We start from the raw sequence: 21,916 nt of genomic DNA, 5'->3' as shown, positions 1-21,916 counted from the left end.
TATGGCGACGACAAACTTACAAGAACGAAAGATCGAGCTGATTCAGTGGCTATCGGTGATCGATGACCCTTCGCTGATAGAAAAGGTATCGAAACTTCGGGACGACAGCGTTAGCGATTGGTGGAACGAAATATCCGTGGCCGAAAAAGAATCGATCGCACTTGGTGTCAAAGATGCGGATTCAGGACGTTTAAGACCGCATTCCGAGGCGAGAGCGAAATATGAGAAGTGGTTATAGGATTCTCTGGACCGACCACGCCCTCGAAGAACTTGAAAAGGCAGTCGAATATCTGCAATTGAACTTTACCGACGCTGAGATCGCACGCTTGGCCAACGCGGTCGAGTCAACGCTTAGTCACATCACCCGAAATCCGTTAATGTATCCGGAGACTGCCCAAGCAGGCGGAATCCGCCGAGCAGTCGTTTTGCGTTTCAACACTCTGTATTATCGAGTCAATTACGACGAACAAATAATTGAAGTCCTTTCGTTCTTCTCCAACAGACAGGATCCGGCATCACTGAAAACGTGAATAATAGGTGTACGGATGTTTTGATCAGCGCTTAGCGAACAATTTTATCGACATCCGCAAGGCAGGGCTTTATAAGCCTAAGCGGGTGAATTAAGGTCCCGCAGGATGCACATAGTGACTTGAAGGCCCTGTGTTTCTCAATAGGCGAGCGAATGATTACATAGTATTAAGCGACCGTCCGTCTATTCCCTCCATTTTTTCCATTTCTTCCATTTCATCCATATCTTCCAGATCGCACGGGTCACCATTTACCGCGGGCTTGCCAATGCGGAAAATGGAGACTGGTATCTGGCGATGGATAACGGACAGTGGACAGCAGACAATTTTCGGGAGAACGGCCTTTGCGGTCCCTTTGAGCCTTTTCATCTTTGCGGGAAAGGCGATCTCAGCCCAGGTTACCTGGAGCTCTGTGCCCGGAGGTCAAATGTCGGAGGGAAGTCGACGATAGCCGACGGTCGGTTGGGCAAATCGATCAGCGATCAGCAGGTAGCTGGCAGCCGGAGATCAAAGCCCAAAGACCGAAGTCCAAAGACCAATATCAATCGGGTCGTTTCCGTTGTCTTGTCCTGAAATAGGTTTACAGGTAAAAGGGAACAGATGAAACAAGAAGAAGAGATGATAAGAGAGGCAGTTGAGAGGTATCGGAGAGGTGGGATATCGATGCGGGAGTTGGCAAGGATATACCGGGTTTCGGCGTCGACGGTACACAGATGGATAAGGGGCCGGGAGCCGAGTGAGGAAGGAGGTTATGGGGGAGAGAGGGTCCGAGGATCGGGGTCTTCTGGGTCGGCGGTTAGGGGCGGGTCGGCGGAGGTGAGGCGGCTGCGGAAGGAGCTTGAGGAGGCCCGGCTATACAACGAGTTGCTGAATGCGATGATCGACATCGCGGAAGATCGATTTGAGGTACCGATCAGAAAAAAACCTGGGGCCAAGCGGTGAGGAAAGTGGTAGAGAGCGGCAGGGGAAGAAGCCTGGGAGAGGCCTGCCGGCTGCTTGGCTATACGAGACAGGCATATTACAAGGGGAAACGGCGAGTGGAGAAGAGGGCGTTCGAAGCCGAGATCGTGCTGCAGGAGGTAGGAAGGCTGAGAAAGGAGCAAAAGCGGATCGGTGTAAGAAAGCTGCATCACATGATGAGCGGGTTTGCCCGCGAGCACTCGGTAGAGATCGGCCACGACGCTTTGTACGACCTCTTGCGGGAGCATTCGATGCTGGTCCGAAAGAGAAGGAGGCGAAGTCCGAGGACAACGTTTTCGGGCCTCTGGATGAAGAGCTTCCCGAATCTTGCAAGGGCTTCGAGCCGACCCGCTGCAATCAATTGTGGGTCAGCGATATCACTTATATCAGGGTCCGGGAAGGGTTTGCTTATCTGAGCCTGATCACGGACGCCTACTCGCGAAAGATAGTCGGCTACTGCCTCAGCGAGGACCTGACGGCCAGAGGGCCGGCGGCGGCACTGCGGATGGCACTCAGGGACAATCCGGAGCGCGACGGGCTGATACACCACTCGGACCGTGGGCTGCAATACTACAGCTCGCGGTACATGAAGCTGATCGGGAAACAGATCCGGGTCTCGATGAGCGAAAAGAGCGACCCGCTGGAGAACGCCATTGCCGAACGCGTCAACGGCATTCTCAAACAGGAACTGCTCCGGACAAGCTTCAAAAGCTTCTCCGAGGCGGCCCGGCAGATCGATCAGGCGGTCAATACCTACAACCACCTGAGGCCGCATCTGTCGATCGATATGCTCACCCCGGCCGAGGCCCATGCCAGGACCGGCGAGCTCAAGAAGCGCTGGAAGAAATACTATCCGGCCAAAACTTTTCACTCTCAGGCCGCGGCCTGAGAGTGAAACTCAAAACCAATATAAGGAGATGCACGTAAACCTTATTCAGGACCAACACAAAACAGGAAACCTATACCAGGTTTACCACCAAAATGTGTCAACTTTTTTCAGGACGACACACGTTGTTCGCGATGTTCGCGATGTTCGAGGCGTTTCCGTTGTTCGCGATGTTCGCGATGTTTTCGCGAACGCGCGATGCCCTATTAGAAACAAAACGGCAGGACTTTCTAATTCCAGATTCCATATTCCAAATTCCAGATCATCGAATCTGGAATTTGGAATTTGGAATTCTCGAAAGCCGGGACTCAAAACTCCCGGGCGTTTCAAGTGTTTCAACTCTTTCAGGCATTTCATTTCTTTCATTCGTTTCAGCCGTTTCAGAAACGCGCGGTCTGCTTTTAGAAATGAAACAAGACGGGCCGGCGAAGGCAGCAGTCGGCAGATCTGGATTTGGGCACCGTCTGTCGGGAAAAATCGGGCTTTTTGGTATGCTACGAAGCAGAGGCGATTTTTGCCGGGCAAAGGACGTTGGCGGGTCCGGCTTCTCGAAAATGTGCCTCCGGAGACGAGAGAAATATGTACGGCGATTTCAAACAACATTTAGAGAAGACGATTGGTGAGATCCGCGAGGCGGGGCTTTTTAAGAACGAGCGGGTGATCGAGGGGCCGCAGGATGCTCATATTGAAGTGAACGGGCGTGAGGTCCTGAACATGTGTGCTAATAACTATCTCGGGCTGAGCGATCATCCGGCGATAGTTGATGCGGCGAGGCGATCGCTTGATGAATGGGGCTACGGGCTTTCGAGCGTGCGGTTTATCTGTGGAACGCAGGCGATCCACAAAGAGCTTGAGCGAAAGATCAGCGAATTCCTCGGCACCGAGGACACCATTCTTTACACAAGCTGTTTCGATGCAAACGGCGGGCTGTTCGAAACCCTGCTCGGCGAAGAGGACGCGATCATCTCCGACGAACTCAACCACGCCAGCATCATCGACGGCGTGCGTTTATGTAAAGCTCAGCGATTTCGCTACAAGAACAGCGACATGGCCGACCTGGAGGCGAAGCTTGAAGAAGCGCAGTCCGCTAGGTACAAGATGATCGCAACCGACGGCGTGTTCTCGATGGACGGCTACATCGCAAAGCTCGATGAGATCTGCGACTTGGCCGAAAAGCATGACGCACTTGTGATGGTCGACGATTCGCATGCCGTAGGTTTCATGGGCAAAACCGGCCGCGGCGTCCATGAACACCACAACGTAATGGATCGCGTCGACGTCATCACCGGAACACTCGGCAAAGCACTCGGCGGTGCCAGCGGCGGATACACCAGCGGCAAGAAAGAAATGATCGACCTGCTAAGGCAACGGTCGCGGCCGTATCTTTTTTCGAATTCAGTCGCACCGCCGATCGTCGCTGCATCCATCGCCGCGATCGATCTGCTCAACCAATCAACCGAGCTTCGCGATAAGCTGATGGACAACACGCGGTATTTCCGCGAAAAGATCCAGGAAGTCGGCCTAGAAGTTCTGCCCGGCGAGCATCCGATAGTCCCAGTAATGTTTGGTGAGGCCGGGCCAGCCGTGAAAATGGCGGAGGCGCTGTTGGAGAAAGGCGTTTACGTCATCCCGTTCTCATTCCCGGTCGTACCCAAAGGAAAGGCAAGGATCAGGACGCAAGTCTCGGCCGCCCACTCGAAAGAGGATCTCGCCTTTGCTGTCGAAAAATTTGCCGAGGCGAAAGAGGAACTGGGAATAGGAAAAGGCGCTTCGGCTTGAACCGAAGCGCCAATTTTCAATCGAAATGAGCCTAGGCTGCTGCCTGAGTATTGCTACTGATGGCGTCCTTTGCCTTGACCGCGATCGCCGCAAATGCCTCCGGTTGTTTCACGGCAATGTCGGCGAGTGCTTTTCGGTCAAGCTCGATGCCGGCGAGATTCAAGCCGTGCACGAACTGCGAATACTTGATGTCGTTGAGTCGGCAAGCCGCGTTGATGCGGACGATCCAAAGCCTGCGAAAATCACGTTTCTTCAGCTTGCGGCCGGTGTAGGCAAAGTTAAGCGCACGCTCAACCGATTCCTTTGCCGAACGGTACAGCTTCGACTTTGTTCCACGATAGCCTTTGGCTAAGGCCAATATTTTTTTGCGTTTCTCAAGACGCTTGTTACCACGTTTTGCTCTTGGCATTTCTTCACTCCTTTCTCGTTTTGAGTACCGGCTTTAGCCGGCCCTCTTCCCAGCTGAGGCCGCCTGAAGGCGGGACTCAAAACCAATTAATCTCTTCCGTAGGGCAGCATCTTCTCGACCCGCTTTTGGTCGCCCTCAGAAACTATCGTATCGATATCGAGATTACGTTTTCGCTTACTCGTTTTCTTGGTCAAAATATGACGAGCGTGCGAATGTCCGCGTTTGAATTTGCCCGACCCTGTCGAGCGAAAACGCTTTGCCGCACCCTTGTGTGTTTTTAATTTTGGCATTATCGTTCTTCTCCTAACCTATTTGTCCAAACTCCTGATCGCGGCCTCGATGACCGGCAACGCCTTCGTTACGGCCATTGCATCTATCTTTGAAAAATTGTCGTTGGCGGTGTGTATCACCGTCAGTACCTCGGGCATCTCGCCCTTCGCAGGTGCTTCGCCTCCGAGTAGTTTAATGATCCGCTTTGCTTCGCCATCCGGCCCGAGGCTGAATGAGAATGACTGAACACCCGGTACTCGGAAACTCAGGTGATCGCTCGGTGGATACTCGCGGCTTACCAGATAGTTCATCTTGGCTTTTTGAGCAGAAGCCGTGAAAGACTTTGCAAGGTCAAGCTCATCGCTTTCGGCGGTAAGCCAGATGGTATCGCCGGCACCGAACACATCAAAGTTGATATAAATCGCGGGCAATCGTTCCTTGTTGTTCTCTACGTAATTACGCGACCCCACAAGCCCGACCTCTTCCTGATCCCAAAAAGCAGCTTTCACTAGAATGTTCTTCGGCGGGTTGATCCGAAACGCTTTGAACAATTCGATCACCGCGGCCGAACCGGAGGCGTTGTCGATTGCCCCTTCGCCGACTGCCGCGCGGTCAAGATGGGCGCCGAGCAAAATTACAACCTTCGCGTTCGGATTCGGGTACTCAGCCAAGAAATTCAACCCCTCGACCTTCGCACCGCTTCTCGACTTTTGTGAAAAGCCCTGTGTCGAAACCCTGACGTTGTGTTTTCGCAGTTCGGTTCTGATTGCCTCGCCACGTTCGCGGCCGTCCACACCGGCGATGATGGACTTTACGATGGTCGAATACGTTTCCGCCGAATACGTGTAAGGAGACTGGGCGAGAGCAACCGACGCACCACAAAAAACTACTGCGGCGGCAAGTAACACTCTAAATTTATGCAATCTATTCGTCATCCTTCTTTGCTTCCTTCGCGGTTTCGGCCCCCTCTGCTTTCGCTTTCTTCTCGGCCGTCTTAGACTTCTTTGGCGAAAAGATCGTAAACATCTGATAGCCTTCCATCTTCGGCGCTACCTCAACATCTCCGACGTCAGCAAGGTCCACAGTAAGCTTCGCGAGTATCTTGGCTCCGAGTTCGCGGTGAGCCATTTCGCGTCCGCGGAAGGCGATCGCGGCCCGCACTTTGTCGCCGTCGTCAAGCCATTCGCGGGCATGTTCCATCCGATAGCCGTAATCGTGATCATCGGTACCGGGACGAAACTTGATCTCCTTGACCTGTACCGTGACCTGCTTCTTTTTCGCTTCGTGGGCTCGCTTCTTCTGCTCGTAGAGAAACTTCCCGTAGTCGATAAGTTTGCAAACCGGCGGTTTCGCGTTTGCGGCGATCTCGACGAGATCTACCCCGCGATTTCTCGCCTCAACGATCGCATCTCGCGTATCCATTACCCCGAGCGTTTCACCGTCATCGGTAACGACACGCACCGACGGCACCCTGATCCGCTCGTTTGTACGATGAAGCGGTTCGCGCTGCCGCGGCCTGAAATTACGTCCACCAAATCTCCTTGCGATATAAGCCTCCTAATGGTCTAACTCGTTCCTTAGAGGGCACGCATTGCTCGTTGCAGCGTGATCATCTCTTTGAACTCTTCCAGAGACATCTGTCCGATATCTCCCTGCTTGCGTTCGCGAACCGCGATCTTATTATCTTCCACCTCTTTGTCGCCGAGGACAAGCATGAACGGTACCTTTTGTAACTGGGCGTCGCGTATCTTTGCACCGATCTTGTCGGACCGGAGATTCGCCTCAACCCTGAAGCCTTCTGCCCGCAAGCTCTCGGCTATCTCCGAAGCGTAGTAGTTGATCCGGTCGGTGATCGGAAGCACAGCTACCTGCACCGGGGCGAGCCAAAGCGGAAATGCGCCCGCGAAATGCTCGACCAAGACTCCGAAGAAGCGTTCAACCGAGCCGAAAAGGGCACGGTGCACCATTACGGGGCGATGCGGAAGATTATCTTCACCAATGTAATCAAGCTCAAACCGTTCCGGCAGATTGAAGTCGAATTGAACCGTAGTCAATTGCCACATGCGGCCGATCGAATCCTCTACCTTAATGTCGATCTTCGGCCCGTAGAAGGCCGCTTCGCCTTCGATCCTTTCATAGGCGATCGAGCGGGCCTCGAGTGCCTTCACGAGAGCTTCTTCGGCATCTATCCAATCTTTGTCGGAGCCTAGGTAGCCTTTATTGTACGCGCCGCCGCGAACGGAAAGCTCGATCTTGAATTTCTCAAACCCAAAGGTCCGAAACACGTCGTATGCAAAATCGACGCAGTCGCCGATCTCGTCCACAATCTGCGACGGCATACAAAAGATGTGTGCATCGTCCTGAGTAAAGCCGCGGACGCGCATCAGGCCGTGGAGCGTGCCGGAAAGTTCGGCCCGGTAAACCGTTCCCAGTTCCGCATAACGAAGCGGAAGTTCCCGATACGAACGCTTGTGCGACTTATAAATTCCGATGTGGAACGGGCAATTCATCGGCTTCAGCCGGAACTCCGTTTCTTCGCCAAACCATTCCGGTAAACCGATCGGCTCGAACAGGTTGTCGGCGTAATTCTCCTCGTGACCCGAGGTCTGCCAGAGTTGCCGCTTAGCGATGTGCGGCGTGTAGACCATTCCGTAACCTCGTTTCACAAGCTCGTCACGGAGATAATCTTCCATCTCTTTCCGGACGATGCCGCCCTTGGGATGAAAGAAGATAAGACCCTGGCCGTATTCTTCCTGGATCGAGAAGAGGTCAAGCTCACGTCCGAGCTTACGATGATCACGTTTCTCGGCCTCTTCACGCTGCTTGACCCAGGCGTCGAGCTCTTCCTGCTTTGCGAACGCCGTGCCGTAGATGCGCTGCATCTGCTCGCGTTCCGAATCGCCCTTCCAGTAGGCACCCGAAATGGCCAGAAGCTTGAAAGCCTTCAGCTTGCCGGTGTGCGGGACGTGCGGGCCAAGGCAAAAATCGATGAACGGCGAGTTATCGATGTAATAAATGCTCGCGGTGCCGTCGACCTTTTCGTCGATCAGTTCGCATTTGAGCGGCTCATCACGTTCCGCAAAGATATCAAGTATCCGGGATTTCTCAACGTCCTCGCGTCGATAGGGCAGATTGCGCTTTGCCAACTCGCGCATTCGCTTTTCGATCACCGGCAGATCTTCATCGGTCAGCATCCGCGGAGCGATCAGGTCGTAATAGTAGCCGTAACGCGGGTCCTCCATCAGTGCCGGACCAACACCGAGCTTTGTGCCCGGGAAAAGGTCAAGGACCGCAGCGGCAAGTAAATGTGCCGTCGAATGGCGGATGACCTCAAGCCCATCGCGTGAATCGACCGTTACCGGCTCGATCGCGATGACCCCATTATCAGCGAGAAGCTCGCGGTTGAGGTCAACTTCCTCTCCATTGACCTTCGCCGCGAGAGCGCGTTTAAGCACATCGCGGTCAAACGCCTTGATGGCATCCGCGACGGTCGCCGGCGAGGGAATCGTCCGGACGGCATCACCAAATTGGATGTTCAGTTCACTCATTTCTTGTAGGAATCAGCATTAGAACCAGGAAGCCCCCGAACCGCTATGCGTCACTCCTACAACCCTACTACTTAACTATGATCAGATCCGATAAGAGCGACTTTGCCTTGCGAACTCAAATAGAGACCGCGAATGTCCCGCCATTAGAGGCGGGTCGTAGTAGTTGTTAAAACTGCAAAGTTCTTCGAAAGCATCTTACCGAAAAATTGTGGCGACCAAGCAAGAACCTAGCCGCTATCTACCAAAACCTGAAATTATAAGCCTGTGCAGGCGTAAAAGCAAGTCAAAACCGGACTATTCTGGCAATGCAGCCTGCTGAGCGCCGACCCATTCCCAGGCCCTTTCCTCTTCGTTAGAGTCGAAGACCTTGATGTCCGTTGAGATCACGGCATTCATCAACTCAAGGAAGTTCCGCATCCACGGTGCTCCGCCGACCACCGCGTATTTCTCGATCTTTGACGCGGCTTTGAACTTCAGCTTGATGAGGTCGTCATCGAGAACCGCGAGAAGATCGAAACCGCCATAATTCTTCATCCGTGCCAGTACATTTATGTTGCCTTCTTTCTCGAAGAGCGGCTTCATATGCTCGACGGCCGTTTTGATGTCCTGATCACGAATTCGCCCGTCGACTTCCCAAGCGATCACGTTCGGGCTGTTTGTATGCAAAATATGGATCGAGGGTTTTGGCGGTTCGGGCTCGGTCACCGCTGGCGGCGGCCCAGAAGCCCAGTCGAGTGCCTTTCCCCTTTCAGCCGGTGGAAAAACGCGGACGTCCACATTTGAAAAAACCAGACCTTCGATCCGCGCGGCAGCACCTATCCAGCCCTTATCCGTAACGACGGCCGCGCGGTAGTAGCGCGATATCTTACCGATCTGGCCGACTGCTTCCCAGAGGTCTTTGAGCAGGCCCTCAAGCGTGAGCGACATCGAATCTTCTATCTCCGTGAAGAACGAAACTCGCTGGTTTTCTTTAAGTGCGTCCTCCGTCGCCTTATATGCTCGCTCGATATCTTCAGCCGTGATGCTGCCGGATATCTTCATTGCTACGAGATGTTTTGATGATTCCAGGATTTCGATCATTTTTCAAACCTCCGAATACCAATAGTACGCTTTTGTATCGCGGTAAGTTCAAAAAGATGAATTAGCAGCTGGATCGAGGTTAGGAAGAGATTCGCCGGAACCAAAATAAAAATGGTAGGCACTAGCAGAGTTGAACTGCTGACCCCTACCGTGTCAAGGTAGTGCTCTACCACTGAGCTAAGTGCCTACACTTCGCCTAAACGAAAGCGAACGTAAAGAATGCCAAACCGATGTTTTTCTGTCAAGGAGTTGAGCACTTTGTATGCTTGAAATGTCAAAGATCTAACGAGTTTTGTCGACACCTGTGCCGCCGAACTCCGCAACGCTCTGCCACTCTTGCCGCTTTACAGCCACGCCATCAGGGAAGTGAGCCGCAAAATCATCGCGTAAGCCCTCTGCAAATTCATTGAGATAGCGATCGAGGTCCGAGCGGTCAGCGGCGTGGTATGTCGTCCGAAATGTCCCGGCTCTGTCTGTAACAAAACTTGCATGGAGAAAACATCCGGTAGCGATGACCTCTGGGATGTGCCGCCCTGTCATGTACTGAGCAAAGGCCTCGGCGAGCGAACTCTCGACCGTTACTGTGACCTCATATAAAACCGACGTTTCCATATCTATAGCGAAATTCCGGAACAGAATCGGTGCATACCGATCGCGACCAGTTTTGTGGTCCGGTCGTCGTGGTCAAAGTTTGGGTTGACCTCCGTAAACTCGATCAGCTTTGTGTTTGCAAGCGACGCGGCGTACTTGACGAGCTGAATGAACTCACCGGCCCGCAACCCAAGCGGCGATGGCGACGAAGCTCCGGGCGCGTCGGCCGCTCGGACCGCAGAAAGATCAAAGCCAAAAAAGGCCGAGAGGCTGGAGCTGTGGTTAATGAAGTTGAGCCGAATCTGCTCCTTGATCTCAGTATCTGCACCGGCCCGCGATCTCAACAACTCAAGGCTTATCCGGTGCACGCCGAGCTTTCGAATGTAGTCGTAATAGACCGGCGAGCAGAAGTGGGTCTGGAAGCCGACCTGGTAAAAGTAGTTCGGGTCAAGGTGCCGCTCATCAAGAAGCTGCCTGAACTGCGTGCCGCTGTTTCGCTGCTCGTCCGCCCGCACGTCGATGTGCGAATCTACGTTGACCGCGATCCAGTTCTCCGCTCCAAACGCCTCGGCCATCGCTGTACCGTCCGGATAGGAAATGTCACCGCCGCCGCCGAGAACTATGATCCGCTTGTTTGCTTCAAGAACGGTTTTCACGACTTCGCAATGGGTCGCATGGGTTTCCTCTAGCGTGTCGCCGATCCGCACGTCGCCTAGGTCGAAGACGCGAGCGTTGATGTTGAAGGTCGTCAGCTTGTAGAACTCTCGCCTGATCGCCTCGGGGGCACGAGCTGAGCCTTCGCGGCCGCCGCTTCGCCGGACGCCTTCGTCCTGCGGGCAGCCTAGAATGACGATATCGGCCTGGTCAAAGTCCTTTTCTTCGCGGCTGGCCGCATCGCCAAGCCGGGGGTCGTTGCGGTCGCCGCGTGAATAGAAAACGTCCGGGTCGGGACGCTCGGTCAATCTGAAAATGTCAGCCATTGTGCCTCCAAGTATTTTCTGAAACGCCGGAGGTGTCAACTCCCCGAGCCGCAGCATTTGCACCGAAATTCCGTCGATGTGCGGTCGATGGCGGCATAACGTTCGTCTGCCGCTGTGCGGATCGCCTCGCGGTCGTTCGAATCGAAATACTCGTTGATCGCGTTCACAAGCTCGAGTTTCTCGAGGTTCGGAAGATTTAGAAAGCCGTTAAAGACCACTGAAATGTTCTCGTTCATATGCGTTGGTGCTCCTTGATCGGGCCGCAATGGGAATTTCCGTTTTGCGGCGACGGTAACGGATGTATAATGCCCGAAATGGCCATTGAAGTGATAGTAGAAAAGATGATCGGCGTCGCCCGCGGGGCTTGTATTTCCGTGGGTTTCATTCTCGCTGCGGCTGCGGCGTCGTTCGGGCAGGTGGATGATATCTGCGGTGAGTTTGGATTCATGGCCACGCTTGATGCTCCACGGCTTACCGCTCCTTATGTTTACGGCCGTGTTCGGGTCATCAACGCTCCCAGCGGCGGCAAGCTGCCGAGGATCGCCGTGACGTACTCGAACCGGAGCCAGTCGCCCGAGCGGATCACACTTGGACGAACTGGGAACTATTGCTTCAGGCTTACGAATCGCAGCGATGGGACATTGCTTGTGGATGTTGACGGTGTTGAGGTTGCCCGTCGGCAGGTTGCTTCCTTTGGTCCGCCGCAAGTTCGTGAAGACTTTGAGGTGTCGCTCGGTGAGAGTACTACTGCCGAGCGGACCGGCGTTGTTTCCTCGAAGTATTACTATCCGCGAACCGAGCGAACTGTCGGGTTGTACAAGCAGGCGGCCGACGCCGAGGCGGCGAAGGACCTTGCGACTGCGACAAAGGCATTGCAGGCCGTTGTCGCTGAGGACGCCAAGGACTTCGTCGGTTGGGGATTGCTCGCGGGTGTTTTGCTTGAGCGGAAGATGCTCGCCGAGGCGGATGCCGCGGTCCGGCGATCGCTTGAGCTCAAGGTCGAATATGCTCCGGCCTGGGTGACCGCCGGCCGGATCCGCACGGCCCAAAAGCAACATCCCGCGGCTATCGAGATCTTCAAACATGCGGCAACGCTTGAGCCCGAGAATGCCCGCGTCTATCAACTGCTCGGAGAGGCCTATCTTCTTGCAAAGCAGGGAACGCTCGGCGCCGAGGCGTTGAATAAAGCCATCGAGCTCGACCCCGTCGGGATGGCCGAACTCCATCTTCAACTCGCCCACCTCTATCAACTCGCGAAGGCCCCGGCCCTCGCCGCCGCCGAATACAAAAAGTTTCTCGCGAAGGTCCCCGATCATCCTGATAAAGTTAAATTTGAGAAGTTCATAAATGAGAATCCGTGATCCCCGGTGTTTCATTTCTAAAAGCAGACCGCGCGTTTCTGAAACGGTTGAAACGAATGAAAGAAATGAACCACCTGAAACATCTGAAACGCCTGAAACGCCTTGGAGTTTTGAGTCCGGGTGTGTCGTCCTAAAAAAGTTGACACATTGCGTCTCAGGTCCATGTGTTCGTCCGATCTCCGCATTTTTCTCCATTGTTAATTGTTAATTGGCTAATTTTTAATTGGTAATTGAGGAGGCGTTGGTCATTCCCATTTTCCGACGGCTGGCGATTGACGACCGACAGATGTCAACGGTCCTCCCCTCTGCTATCCATTTTCTTTGCTCTCAAACCGAATGGGAATCACGATTCTTGCGATATGGAAGATATGGATGATCTGGATGAAATGGATGGCGGAGTTATGAGCGCCGGTGTTAGCAGCTGGTTTCGCAGGCTCGCAATTTTGGCCTAGTTCTTCAATGCAGAGTAGGTTTGCAGATTCGAGAGACCAATCGCGATTATCGCCGAGACGACGATAGCCTCAAACGGGTCCATGGCGAACAAACGTGTATTCCAAAAGTAGCCCGCACCGAACGCAAAATATGGCAAGCCGAAGAACAGCAAGCGGTAGAGTATTAATCTCAATTTCATTTTGTGAATCCGGAAATCAGTACTCTAAGTCATACGGGGAGTTTTTAACCACGAAAAAAGAAAAAGAAGAAACCGAAACTCGAAGTTCTCAGCCTTATTCAGCAGTCTCCTTGAAGCCGCGAAATTTGAGAATTTCGTTCATATCCTCTTTCCATTTCTCGTACGATGGATATTCTTCCAGTTCATCGGTTTGTTTCTGCGATCTTGGCAGGACGATTTTCACGGCTTCATCGCATCGTTGGCTTTGAAGGCGTCCGCTCATGTCGAAAAGCCTTCCGCTGAGTCTCTTCTCTGCAAGGTTCCCGTCAAATTCATGATCAACATCCCCGATCCTTGCCCGAAACGAGATGAGTCCGGTATCGGAGTTATACATTACATCCCTTAGTATCCCGGTTGGCGGATCACCGACAAGCCTTGTGCCGGCCGACCCTATAAGAAAACCGACAAGATCTCCTTCGTAACTCCAAAGCTCGACCGCATACCCCGATTCATGTACCCCGTTTCCGTCAATATTGGAAAAAACGCCAAACGCCGTTACTGGCGAATCGGTCTTGTTCTCTACTTCCGGCCGAGTTTCTTGATTCAACGAATCGTTACGAAGCACTTCCGAAGCATTTATTTGCCGCTCATTCGAACAACTCAGAAGCAATATCGATAGACCTAAAACCCCAAGAAACCGAACAAGCATATTGATCCCCCAATCGATGCTGTATATCCCACAGGCCCGCACCACACGCATCCAAAACACCTTTGCCCGAATCGAAGGCCTGATGGTACTTGCAACGACGAAGGCGGTCTTTTCGTTTTTGGGAAATGACCTTGGAAATTTACCAACTTTCGAAAACGATGTACCAATGATCGTCAAGTTTCTTGTAAACAGACGGCTGCTTGCCTTTCGACCCTAGGTTATCCAGAGAGTCTGCTAAAGGCCCGACATCCTCGGTCGAATGTAGAAAACTTTTCTCCGAGGTAGCTGTCGAGAACCCTTTCGATGAGGCGATCAGGCGAACTGATTTAACGTTGTCACGATGAATTCCAGTATCGAGTTCAAGTTTCTCGATCAAACTTCGATATTCAGATCGCCTCTCACTGGGGATTTGTCTTGATTCGCCTGAAAAGAATATTTCACCGTTGGTCATTCTAACGATGTCATTGTCTTCCTCAAGCATTACAGAAAGACGAACAAAGTCAGCTTTGTGCATCGAAAACCGCTGCATCAGTTCATTATCCGACGGATGCCCGGAAAGAGAACAACCGCAGATAAGAAACAGATAGACGAATAGAAGCTTTCGCGAAATCATTCACCGTCCTCGTAGCATTGCGACTTTAGTAGTAGCGTAAAGGGCGCGTCGGTGGGGCAAAGCGACTTTAGGGACATCCGCTCGAGCCTGCTTCATGCAGGAGCTTGGTCATTTCTCGGTGACCCATCGCGTTCGCGACTTCGAGGGGAGTTACAAGGACGAGTTCTTCGCTTCCCCTACCCGCAACGTCGTCGATCATCCTCGCACAGACGTTTGCTCCATTCTCGATCAGGATTCTCGCGATGTCGACGAAATTGTAAATAGCAGCTTGATGCAAAGGCGTTGCATCCCATTTATACTTCGGATTCACTTCGGCCCCGTTCTCAATCAGAAATCTTACGGCTTCAGCGCGACCCGCCATGACCGCCACACCCAATGGAACATATTCATTGTAGTAGGCTCCGTTTACGTTGGCTCCTGCTTCAAGCAATATCGCAAGATCCGAGTTATCCCCGGACCGAACGGCTTCGCCCAATTGTTTTTGCAAATTTAGGCAACGTTTATACTCCGGCGTGTTCTCCTCAGGAAGGTTGCCGTGATCATATCGCTTTGCCTCACACCGCTTGCCTCCGTTCTCCTTTGTTGCCTTGAGTTGCACAGGAGTATTCGACGGGCGTGCAGTTCGAAACTCGGAAGTTTCTGTCATTTCGATGCCATTCCCACAGCCGGTCGCGAACAAACAACTCGCTACCACCGCCAACGCCGGATGCCGGAGACACAACTTCCATTGTTTGATTACCTGCCTCACGGAGCGATTCTAGCATTTGTGTCAAGAGGGGTAGTCGAACCCCAGAATGGGTGGCCTCACACAGGCCGAAACCCGACCGGTAGGAAGGGTGTCAACTGTAAAAAAAACGGGCGGTGAAGCGGAATCGAACGGACCACGGAAGGCACAGAACGCGGAGCACAGAAGACACGGTCGGAAAAATTCCGGATCTCAGATTCCGGATCCTTCATTTCGCATTTAGGTGAGCACACCCTCCCTACAGGTCGGGTTTCCGCCTTGGAATCCCGCATTGGATGAAACGCCCTTGCTGACGCGCGGGCTTCGGCATTGGAGCCCTTCCTTACGGTCGGGCCTCGGACACGGTGCGCGATTCCACTTCATCATTCCGAATTCGGGAGAGCACACCCTCCCTACAGGTCGGGTTTCTGCATTGGAATTCCGTGTTCCGCCTGTTAGGGCTTTGCGTTGTAGAAGGCGATGAAGTCTTTTGTGATGTCGATCTTTTCGTCGGGGATGGCGACGATGAGGCCGGCGGTGTCGCGAGAGATATCGAGAATTATCGCGTAGCCCTTTTGTTTTCCGTATTCGTTGAGCGCGGTGCCGATGGCCTGATTCAAAGGAGTTGTCACCTGGGTGAAGCGGCGGTTGATGTGGGTCTTGGCATCTTCTTCCTTAAAGCGATAATCACGCACCAGCTTTTCGTATTCATCGACCTTTCGCTGGGCCGCTTGTTGATCGACGCCCGAGGGATTATTGCGTGCATCCTTAATTTCTTTGTCGAGCGTCTGGATGCGGGCGGCGATCGTTTCGAGCTCTCGCTTGACCGGTGCAAACTCTATTTCGACCGTTTTAATTGCGTTCACATATTTTGTGATGCCGGTGCCGTCTTTTTCGAAAGCTTGGGTGTCAATAACGGCGATGCGTCCGCCGGCCGGGGCTTGGGCCACTGCAGACGCGGCAAACGCGAATGCAAAAAATATCGTGAGGGTTAAGACTGTAAAGTTTTTCATTAAAAAGGGACCTGACTCCTTGTTTGATCTTGAAAGAGTAAGGAAACGGGAAACGTGGTTTACTTTGACTGCATCGGCAATTTAACCTCGTTCTTTTCGGCGAATTCTATAGCTTCTTCGTAGCGGGCGTCAGCGTGGCGGATGACGCCCATGCCGGGGTCGGTGGTTAGGACGCGTTCGATGCGGCGGGCGGCTTCGGGCGTGCCGTCGGCGACGATGACCTGTCCGGCGTGGAGAGAATACCCGATGCCGACGCCGCCGCCGTGGTGGAGCGAGACCCACGTCGCACCGCCCGCGACGTTGATCATCGCGTTCAGATAGACCCAGTCGGCGATGGCGTCGCTGCCGTCCTTCATCGCTTCGGTCTCGCGGTTTGGCGAGGCGACGCTGCCGCAGTCGAGATGATCGCGGCCGATGACGATCGGAGCTTTCAGTTCGCCGGACGCGACCATTTCGTTTAGCTTCAAACCCGCCTTGGCACGAGCACCGTAACCGAGCCAGCAGATGCGTGCGGGCAGGCCCTGAAATTCGACCTGCTCCTGCGCCATCGTCAGCCAGCGGGCGAGATGGTCGTCCTCGGGGAAGAGGTTCATTATCGCCTCGTCGGTCTTGTAGATGTCTTCCTTATCGCCCGAAAGAGCGACCCAGCGAAACGGGCCTTTACCCTCGCAAAAGAGCGGGCGGATGTAAGCCGGCACGAAGCCGATAATCGAACGGCGTTCGCGACGCCGTTGTCCTTTGCACGTTGGCGGAGGTTGTTCCCGTAATCGAAAACGACCGAACCTCGACGCTGGAATTCGAGCATTGCCTCGACATGTCGGGCCATTGAGTCCATCGCACGGCGTTCGTAAGCTTCCTGATCCTTCTTTCGGAATTCAGTAGCCTCTTCGACCGTGTATCCGACGGGAATGTAACCATAGAGCACATCGTGGGCCGAGGTTTGGTCGGTGACGACGTCCGGCGCGATGCCGCGTTCGAGCAGTTCCCAATGTATCTCAGCGGCGTTGCCGAGTAAGGCGATGGACTTCGCTTCTTTGGACGCCACGGCCTTCGTTTGCGATGGCGATGGCGTTGTCAAGGTCTTTCGCCGCGACATCGACCTGCTTTAGCTGCAGCCGACGCTCGATGCGCCACGGGTCCACTTCGACCAGCAAACCCACACCACCATTGAAAGTGATTGCCTGAGCCTGAGCCCCGCCCATCTCGCCGAGGCCGGCGGTCAGCACGAGTTTGCCGGCGAGCGTTCCCCAACCGTGTTGCCGTGCGAGCGAGCCGAAGGTTTCGTAGGTGCCTTGGAGGATGCCTTGCGTGCCGATGTAGATCCACGAACCTGCCGTCATCTGGCCGTACATCATTAGGCCGTCGCCTTCGTATTGGTCAAACTGCTCCTGCGTCGCCCAATGCGGAACGATGTTCGAATTGGCGAGCAGCACTCGCGGAGCGTCCGTGTGGCTTTTGAAAACGCCTACCGGCTTGCCGGATTGGACAAGCAGAGTCTCGTCCTCATTCAATTCACGCAGGCATTTCAATATGGCGTCGAAGCTTTCCAGTTTCTGAAGCCGCCTTCCCCGCGGCCGCCGTAAACGATCAGATTCTCCGGTCGAAAGCGACCTCGGCGTCTAGATTGTTCTGGATCATCCGATAGGCAGCTTCGATTAGCCAGTTCTTACAGGTAAGCTCAGTGCTTCCGCGGGCCTTCATGATTCGTGTCATAATTATGCTAAGTTTTATCGTAATTATCTAGAAGGAAGCAAAGCACGATATGAAAACTTTGAGGAATTTACTTTCTGTTTCAATAGCGGTGGCTGCAGTTTCGTTGACCGCAGTTGCCCAACAGCCTGAGGCAAAGGCGACGCCGGCGGGTACGAAATATGACGCGGAGCTTGCGAAGAAGCTGGGGCGGACGAACGCGGGATGCGGCCGTATGTACTTGTCATCCTAAAGACCGGGCCGAAGAAAATGCCAGAGGAGCGGAACGCAAAGCTATGTTTGCTCGCCATTTTGCGAATATGACGCGACTGGCGACGGAAGGCAAGCTCGTGCTCGCGGGGCCACTCGACCGGGTTGACGGCTGGCGTGGGCTTTTCATTTTTGCCGTTGATTCGATCGAGGAAGCAAAGAAGCTGACCGAGACCGATCCGGTCATTATCAATGGCGAAATGATCGCCGAATATCATAAATACTACGGCTCGGCCGGATTGATGATGATCAATGAGATCAACGCAAAGATCGCAAAACAGAACCTCTAAAGTATTACCGAATGAACCTGCGTATTAAAGAAGTGTGCCGCGCGGCGGTGCTGATGTTGTTTTTTTGTCTCGCGGCCGCAGCACAGCAGCCGACGGGCTCGCTCTCGGGCGTCGTGACGGATCAGCCAGGAGCGGTAATTCCAGGGGCGATCGTCACGATTAAGCCGCTATCAACCGGGCAGTCGCGATCTGTAGTTACGGACGCTTCCGGAAGTTACCGGTACGCGGCCGTCCCTCCTGGTCAATATGAGGTGGTCGAACCTCGAGAGGACAGGTTTTAAGACCAAAGTTACGTCTGAACCCTCTGACGATCAATGTTGGACAGAATGCAACACTTAACGGCCAGCTGGAAGTTGGCGGAGTTGTTGTCGTCCTAAATTTGATCGCGTACGAGCCAAAAATTCAACTGAATGATTCAAATGTGGACAGGGTCATCGAGTCGCGTGAGATCGAAAGCCTTCCGCTCAACGGCCGCAATTTTCTCGAGCTTGCTTTGCTGACGCCTGGGAATACGATCGCTCCGAATTTTGACCCGACGAAGACGAATACGGTCGTCATTTCCTCCGCCGGGCAGGTCGGCCGCGGCGGGAGCGTGACGGTTGATGGGGCGGATAATAATGATGACGTTGTCGGCGGCTCGCTAATAAAAATTCCGCAGGATGCGGCTCAGGAATTTCAGGTCGCGACGAACCGGTTCTCGGCTCAATATGGCCGGACGGGTTCGGGGCTGATAAACGTTGTCGCCAAAGGGCGGGACAAATATCATTAGCGGCTCGGCCTCATTTTTTGCCCGCGATAAGGTGCTTCAGGGACTGCCGGCGACGTTTGATCGCTCGCTCGTGGCACCGCCATTTGACCGCCAGCAATATGCGTTCACGCTCGGCGGGCCGTTCATTAAGGACAAGTTCTTCGGCTTTGGTGCGGTCGAATATCGCGATCAGGATGGAGCGACGCTGGTCGGCATCCGCGACGTCCCGAATCGCGCGATCCGTCGCGGGTTTGCCGAGTCACCGCTGAAGGACCTCTGCTGACGACGCGGTTCGATATCTACGCCACCGAAAAAGACAAGTTCGGCTTCAATTACTCGTTTCAGGACGCCGATGCCCGCGGTGGAGCAAGCTCGACCGGGCGATCGGGTCGGCGTCGTATCTTCAGGAGCTGAAGAATCGTTTCCATTCTGCGATCGGAAGCTGGAGCCGCGTCTTTTCGCCGACCGTCGTTGCCGATGTCAGCCTTAGCTTCAATAACTTCGCGAACACGACCGATCCGATCGAGGCGGGCCGGCAATTAACCTTTCCGAGTATTTTGGACGGAACGAGTTTCCGCGTTCCGCAGGCGACCGATCAGAATCGCGTACAGCTTGCAGGTAAGGTGACCGCCCTCAGCGGCAACCATGCTGTCACCTTTGGCGGGGAAGTGCAGCGAGTGACCTCGAGTATCGACCTCGGTGTTTTTCGCGATGGGCGGATCGAGTTCGTCCAGGATTTTGCAGACTTTGACCGCAACAACGACGGCGTCATTGATGATAATGACCTGCTTTTTGCCGTAACGCTCCGGAGCCAGTTTCCCGAGCGGCCGCTCTCGCTGGATAATGTTGACAACACGCATTTCGCCTTTTTTATTCAGGACGATTGGCGGGTGCGGCGAAACCTAACGATCAACGCCGGGCTCAGATATGAAGCGGACACGAACGTCAAGAACGTCTCCGGCTACGGTGCGATAAATCCGCTCGTTGCATCGTTCTACAGCGGCGACCGGAAGGCGGACTACAACAATTTCGGGCCGCGAGTCGGCTTTGCATGGTCGGGTTTTCAGGATCGGTTCGTCGTCCGCGGCGGATACGGCATTTATTATGACCGCGTTGTTCTGCAGCTGATCACGCTTGAGCGTGGGCTTGATGGCCGTGCACTTCCGGTCGTGGTCAGGGCCGGAAACGCTCTCACGGACCCGAACGGCGTCCCGATCTTTTTTGGATCAAGACGGCCGGTTTCTTCCATTTGCTCCGAGGTTCAATGACCTGTTCACCGGCTTTATTTGCCAGGTGCCGGAGCTTCGGGGATAAACATTATCGCGACCATCGCCGGCTACTCGGCCGTGCTGGCGATCACGACAGCGTTTGGGTCTGTCCCGAACCGATGGCCATAACCTCGGTCCGGCCTCATTCCCAACCATCGATCCCCAATCCTAACCCAACGCTTCCAAACCTTGGGAATCCCTACAGCCTGATTCGGTTGGCGTTCCTAATAATCCTCGCCATCAATTTGCTTTTCGGATTGAGTAAATCGAGGGAAGGATCTGGCGAGGTAAGTCATGGCATAACGATTCGATTGTGATAAACTGCTCAGCTATGCAACAAGAAAATTCTTGAGCGAATAACGATAAATCCCGACATTTGTCATGGGAAACCGACCATCAGAAATAAGCGATATCCGGTCGAGACAAAGCTTGAAATTGATGGCTTCCGGAATGACCACCGACGGATCCCCGCTGACTCTGCGACGATCTCGGGAAAAGCAGACCTCGATGTCGTTATTCATATTCGCGGCTCGTCCTCCGCCAACGTTGGTCTGATAAGCGAATTGGCAAGATGAAAGTTTCTGGTCGACAGCCCAACTCCCGCCCGCTCGAAATTCCTAAAGGAAAGGGTTTTGACGCCGTTCATACAAAAACAACTCCGAATGGAAAACGATACGAAGGCCGACACTGAGATCAACGAATTGTCGATCGCGGAAAGCCGTATCGTGATTTCAAAGGATGGCGATTTTCTTTACGACAGCTATACAGGCTTGAAGCGGAACCATTTAAATTGCTCTCATATTAAAAAACTGGGAACATATCTACTGAAAAACCGTTGGAAGTCCCCTTCGAGACGGAAACCTTCCGGCGATCCCTCTCACAGAACTTGGAAAGCGCGATGCTCCTAACCATCGACCAGCGATATAAATCGCTCTCCTACTAACCCGCTTCCTTTGGATTCAAACACTCGGGCGGCCACGATTTCATCGGCAGTCGAATATCGATTCCTTCTCAGTGAAATCTATTGCTTCTCCCATCTGGCATCGTTTGGGTAGCTCTCCTGATTTCTCACAATACTATTTCTTTAGAATGACGGTATTGAAGCGGAATTGATCTAGGTGGATGCGAGGACTGTAGCGAAAGTATTCCTTTCTGTTTCGGTCGCCTTTGCCCGGCCGACGAAAATAAATTGCCCTGGAGAAAGTCGTTCTCGTGAGGGTCTCCCATCTTCCTGAAGCCTCGTGCCCCGCCGCCCGTCAGAATAAAAGTACCCGCGACCAGTCGGTCTCAAGGACACGATCAAATGCTCTGGGTTCCGGATTCTCTTTGCTCAAGGCCATTCGAACAGAATACGTAAATTCTTCTCGTTGAAAGCGGCGGGTGCCAAGTATACCCATTTGACGCATCACCTCCTGACCTGAGCGAATTTTGAGTGAACCACAACCCGCTTCTCATCTGGACATGTCGGTTGCGGTGGCAGGCCGGACGGATAGTCTTCTCGGCAACGCCTACCGGTGTGGTGGGTTCATCGGGTGACCCGGCCGTTGGTTGTCTTCGGCACAGTTGGCAAACGCGAGCTGTGCTGAATTAA

General features: G+C 53.6%; 29 protein-coding genes, 1 tRNA gene and 2 pseudogenes. 15 read left to right on the top strand and 17 right to left on the bottom strand.

Annotated elements, in window-relative coordinates; genetic code table 11:
* Position 1: 1 nt before the first annotated feature.
* Both IPM21_18075 and IPM21_18070 read left to right on the top strand, forming a co-directional pair.
* A complete protein-coding gene (locus tag IPM21_18075) occupies positions 2–238 on the top strand; it encodes a hypothetical protein (GenBank protein MBK9165777.1) in 237 nt (78 codons plus the stop codon).
* Positions 222–530, top strand: coding sequence for a type II toxin-antitoxin system RelE/ParE family toxin (locus IPM21_18070; GenBank protein ID MBK9165776.1), 309 nt, complete (start codon positions 222–224; stop codon positions 528–530). The genes IPM21_18075 and IPM21_18070 overlap by 17 nt, the downstream gene beginning before the upstream one ends.
* Before the next feature lie 156 nt (positions 531–686).
* Here the strand turns inward: IPM21_18070 and IPM21_18065 are convergent, their stop codons facing one another.
* Positions 687–896 carry a hypothetical protein gene (locus tag IPM21_18065; protein MBK9165775.1) on the bottom strand — a complete coding sequence of 70 codons (210 nt, stop codon included), beginning with the start codon at positions 894–896 and terminating at the stop codon, positions 687–689.
* A 231-nt stretch (positions 897–1,127) separates the two neighbouring features.
* Here IPM21_18065 and IPM21_18060 point away from each other — a divergent pair, with 231 nt between their 5' ends.
* The 5 genes from IPM21_18060 (at position 1,128) to IPM21_18040 (ending at position 4,152) form a co-directional block, all read left to right on the top strand.
* Positions 1,128–1,469: a helix-turn-helix domain-containing protein gene (locus IPM21_18060; GenBank protein ID MBK9165774.1), complete on the top strand. Its 342-nt coding sequence runs from the start codon at positions 1,128–1,130 to the stop codon at positions 1,467–1,469.
* On the top strand, positions 1,466–1,903 hold the full coding sequence (locus IPM21_18055; protein ID MBK9165773.1) for a hypothetical protein: 438 nt from the start codon (positions 1,466–1,468) through the stop codon (positions 1,901–1,903). Before IPM21_18060 ends, IPM21_18055 begins: the two co-directional genes overlap by 4 nt.
* Positions 1,849–2,376 (top strand): IS3 family transposase, encoded by a 528-nt coding sequence (locus IPM21_18050; protein ID MBK9165772.1) that lies wholly within the window; start codon positions 1,849–1,851, stop codon positions 2,374–2,376. Before IPM21_18055 ends, IPM21_18050 begins: the two co-directional genes overlap by 55 nt.
* A gap of 131 nt (positions 2,377–2,507) precedes the next feature.
* Positions 2,508–2,996 (top strand): hypothetical protein, encoded by a 489-nt coding sequence (locus IPM21_18045; GenBank protein MBK9165771.1) that lies wholly within the window; start codon positions 2,508–2,510, stop codon positions 2,994–2,996.
* Entirely contained in the window at positions 2,953–4,152 is a 1,200-nt protein-coding gene (locus tag IPM21_18040; GenBank protein ID MBK9165770.1) for a glycine C-acetyltransferase, read from the top strand. The genes IPM21_18045 and IPM21_18040 overlap by 44 nt, the downstream gene beginning before the upstream one ends.
* Positions 4,153–4,183: 31 nt before the next feature.
* Here IPM21_18040 and rplT read toward each other — a convergent pair whose 3' ends face one another.
* The 10 genes from rplT to IPM21_17990 form a co-directional block, all read right to left on the bottom strand.
* Positions 4,184–4,561: a 50S ribosomal protein L20 gene (rplT, locus tag IPM21_18035; protein ID MBK9165769.1), complete on the bottom strand. Its 378-nt coding sequence runs from the start codon at positions 4,559–4,561 to the stop codon at positions 4,184–4,186.
* A gap of 86 nt (positions 4,562–4,647) precedes the next feature.
* Entirely contained in the window at positions 4,648–4,851 is a 204-nt protein-coding gene (gene rpmI, locus IPM21_18030) for a 50S ribosomal protein L35 (GenBank protein ID MBK9165768.1), read from the bottom strand.
* Between the two features lie 18 nt (positions 4,852–4,869).
* Positions 4,870–5,766, bottom strand: a complete 897-nt coding sequence (locus IPM21_18025; protein ID MBK9165767.1) for a M28 family peptidase — start codon at positions 5,764–5,766, stop codon at positions 4,870–4,872.
* Positions 5,756–6,379 carry a translation initiation factor IF-3 gene (locus IPM21_18020; GenBank protein MBK9165766.1) on the bottom strand — a complete coding sequence of 208 codons (624 nt, stop codon included), beginning with the start codon at positions 6,377–6,379 and terminating at the stop codon, positions 5,756–5,758. Before IPM21_18020 ends, IPM21_18025 begins: the two co-directional genes overlap by 11 nt.
* Before the next feature lie 29 nt (positions 6,380–6,408).
* Complete coding sequence (gene thrS / locus IPM21_18015) at positions 6,409–8,379, bottom strand: threonine--tRNA ligase (GenBank protein MBK9165765.1); 1,971 nt, start codon at positions 8,377–8,379, stop codon at positions 6,409–6,411.
* 294 nt (positions 8,380–8,673) lie between these two features.
* Positions 8,674–9,459 carry an STAS/SEC14 domain-containing protein gene (locus IPM21_18010; protein MBK9165764.1) on the bottom strand — a complete coding sequence of 262 codons (786 nt, stop codon included), beginning with the start codon at positions 9,457–9,459 and terminating at the stop codon, positions 8,674–8,676.
* Between the two features lie 112 nt (positions 9,460–9,571).
* Positions 9,572–9,646, bottom strand: a tRNA-Val gene (locus IPM21_18005).
* Positions 9,647–9,741: 95 nt separating this feature from the next.
* On the bottom strand, positions 9,742–10,071 hold the full coding sequence (locus IPM21_18000) for a DUF4286 family protein (GenBank protein ID MBK9165763.1): 330 nt from the start codon (positions 10,069–10,071) through the stop codon (positions 9,742–9,744).
* A 2-nt stretch (positions 10,072–10,073) separates the two neighbouring features.
* The gene (locus IPM21_17995) at positions 10,074–11,030 is read right to left on the bottom strand and encodes a formimidoylglutamase (protein ID MBK9165762.1); all 957 of its coding nucleotides are present in this window, start codon (positions 11,028–11,030) and stop codon (positions 10,074–10,076) included.
* 35 nt (positions 11,031–11,065) lie between these two features.
* On the bottom strand, positions 11,066–11,266 hold the full coding sequence (locus IPM21_17990) for a hypothetical protein (protein ID MBK9165761.1): 201 nt from the start codon (positions 11,264–11,266) through the stop codon (positions 11,066–11,068).
* On the opposite strand from IPM21_17990, the gene IPM21_17985 reads away from it, so the two are divergent.
* On the top strand, positions 11,267–12,391 hold the full coding sequence (locus IPM21_17985) for a hypothetical protein (GenBank protein MBK9165760.1): 1,125 nt from the start codon (positions 11,267–11,269) through the stop codon (positions 12,389–12,391).
* Positions 12,392–12,839: 448 nt separating this feature from the next.
* Here the strand turns inward: IPM21_17985 and IPM21_17980 are convergent, their stop codons facing one another.
* The 6 genes and pseudogenes from IPM21_17980 to hutU all read right to left on the bottom strand — a co-directional run bounded on the left by IPM21_17980 (position 12,840) and on the right by hutU (position 17,773).
* Complete coding sequence (locus IPM21_17980) at positions 12,840–13,022, bottom strand: hypothetical protein (protein ID MBK9165759.1); 183 nt, start codon at positions 13,020–13,022, stop codon at positions 12,840–12,842.
* Between the two features lie 94 nt (positions 13,023–13,116).
* Positions 13,117–13,608 (bottom strand): hypothetical protein, encoded by a 492-nt coding sequence (locus IPM21_17975; protein ID MBK9165758.1) that lies wholly within the window; start codon positions 13,606–13,608, stop codon positions 13,117–13,119.
* Between the two features lie 241 nt (positions 13,609–13,849).
* Positions 13,850–14,323 carry a hypothetical protein gene (locus IPM21_17970; GenBank protein ID MBK9165757.1) on the bottom strand — a complete coding sequence of 158 codons (474 nt, stop codon included), beginning with the start codon at positions 14,321–14,323 and terminating at the stop codon, positions 13,850–13,852.
* Between the two features lie 67 nt (positions 14,324–14,390).
* On the bottom strand, positions 14,391–14,921 hold the full coding sequence (locus IPM21_17965) for an ankyrin repeat domain-containing protein (GenBank protein MBK9165756.1): 531 nt from the start codon (positions 14,919–14,921) through the stop codon (positions 14,391–14,393).
* Positions 14,922–15,502: 581 nt separating this feature from the next.
* Positions 15,503–16,060 (bottom strand): OmpH family outer membrane protein, encoded by a 558-nt coding sequence (locus IPM21_17960; protein MBK9165755.1) that lies wholly within the window; start codon positions 16,058–16,060, stop codon positions 15,503–15,505.
* A gap of 59 nt (positions 16,061–16,119) precedes the next feature.
* Positions 16,120–17,773, bottom strand: a pseudogene (gene hutU / locus IPM21_17955) (urocanate hydratase).
* Between the two features lie 49 nt (positions 17,774–17,822).
* Between hutU and IPM21_17950 the strand changes: the two are divergent.
* From IPM21_17950 to IPM21_17920, 7 genes and pseudogenes are all read left to right on the top strand, one after another.
* Positions 17,823–18,002 carry a hypothetical protein gene (locus tag IPM21_17950; protein ID MBK9165754.1) on the top strand — a complete coding sequence of 60 codons (180 nt, stop codon included), beginning with the start codon at positions 17,823–17,825 and terminating at the stop codon, positions 18,000–18,002.
* A complete protein-coding gene (locus tag IPM21_17945; protein MBK9165753.1) occupies positions 17,932–18,309 on the top strand; it encodes a hypothetical protein in 378 nt (125 codons plus the stop codon). The genes IPM21_17950 and IPM21_17945 overlap by 71 nt, the downstream gene beginning before the upstream one ends.
* 53 nt (positions 18,310–18,362) lie before the next feature.
* Positions 18,363–18,590: a carboxypeptidase regulatory-like domain-containing protein gene (locus IPM21_17940; protein MBK9165752.1), complete on the top strand. Its 228-nt coding sequence runs from the start codon at positions 18,363–18,365 to the stop codon at positions 18,588–18,590.
* Between the two features lie 140 nt (positions 18,591–18,730).
* Positions 18,731–19,078 carry a hypothetical protein gene (locus tag IPM21_17935; protein ID MBK9165751.1) on the top strand — a complete coding sequence of 116 codons (348 nt, stop codon included), beginning with the start codon at positions 18,731–18,733 and terminating at the stop codon, positions 19,076–19,078.
* Complete coding sequence (locus IPM21_17930; protein ID MBK9165750.1) at positions 19,047–19,340, top strand: hypothetical protein; 294 nt, start codon at positions 19,047–19,049, stop codon at positions 19,338–19,340. The genes IPM21_17935 and IPM21_17930 overlap by 32 nt, the downstream gene beginning before the upstream one ends.
* A gap of 274 nt (positions 19,341–19,614) precedes the next feature.
* Entirely contained in the window at positions 19,615–20,325 is a 711-nt protein-coding gene (locus IPM21_17925) for a TonB-dependent receptor (protein MBK9165749.1), read from the top strand.
* Positions 20,326–20,669: 344 nt separating this feature from the next.
* Positions 20,670–20,880 (top strand): annotated as a pseudogene (locus IPM21_17920) (DUF433 domain-containing protein).
* Positions 20,881–21,916 lie beyond the last annotated feature (1,036 nt).

Source organism: Acidobacteriota bacterium (assembly GCA_016716435.1).
In the GTDB taxonomy this organism is placed as follows: Bacteria; Acidobacteriota; Blastocatellia; order Pyrinomonadales; family Pyrinomonadaceae; genus OLB17.
Note: the sequence above shows the minus strand (reverse complement) of the source record. Positions and strands in the feature narration are given on the sequence as shown.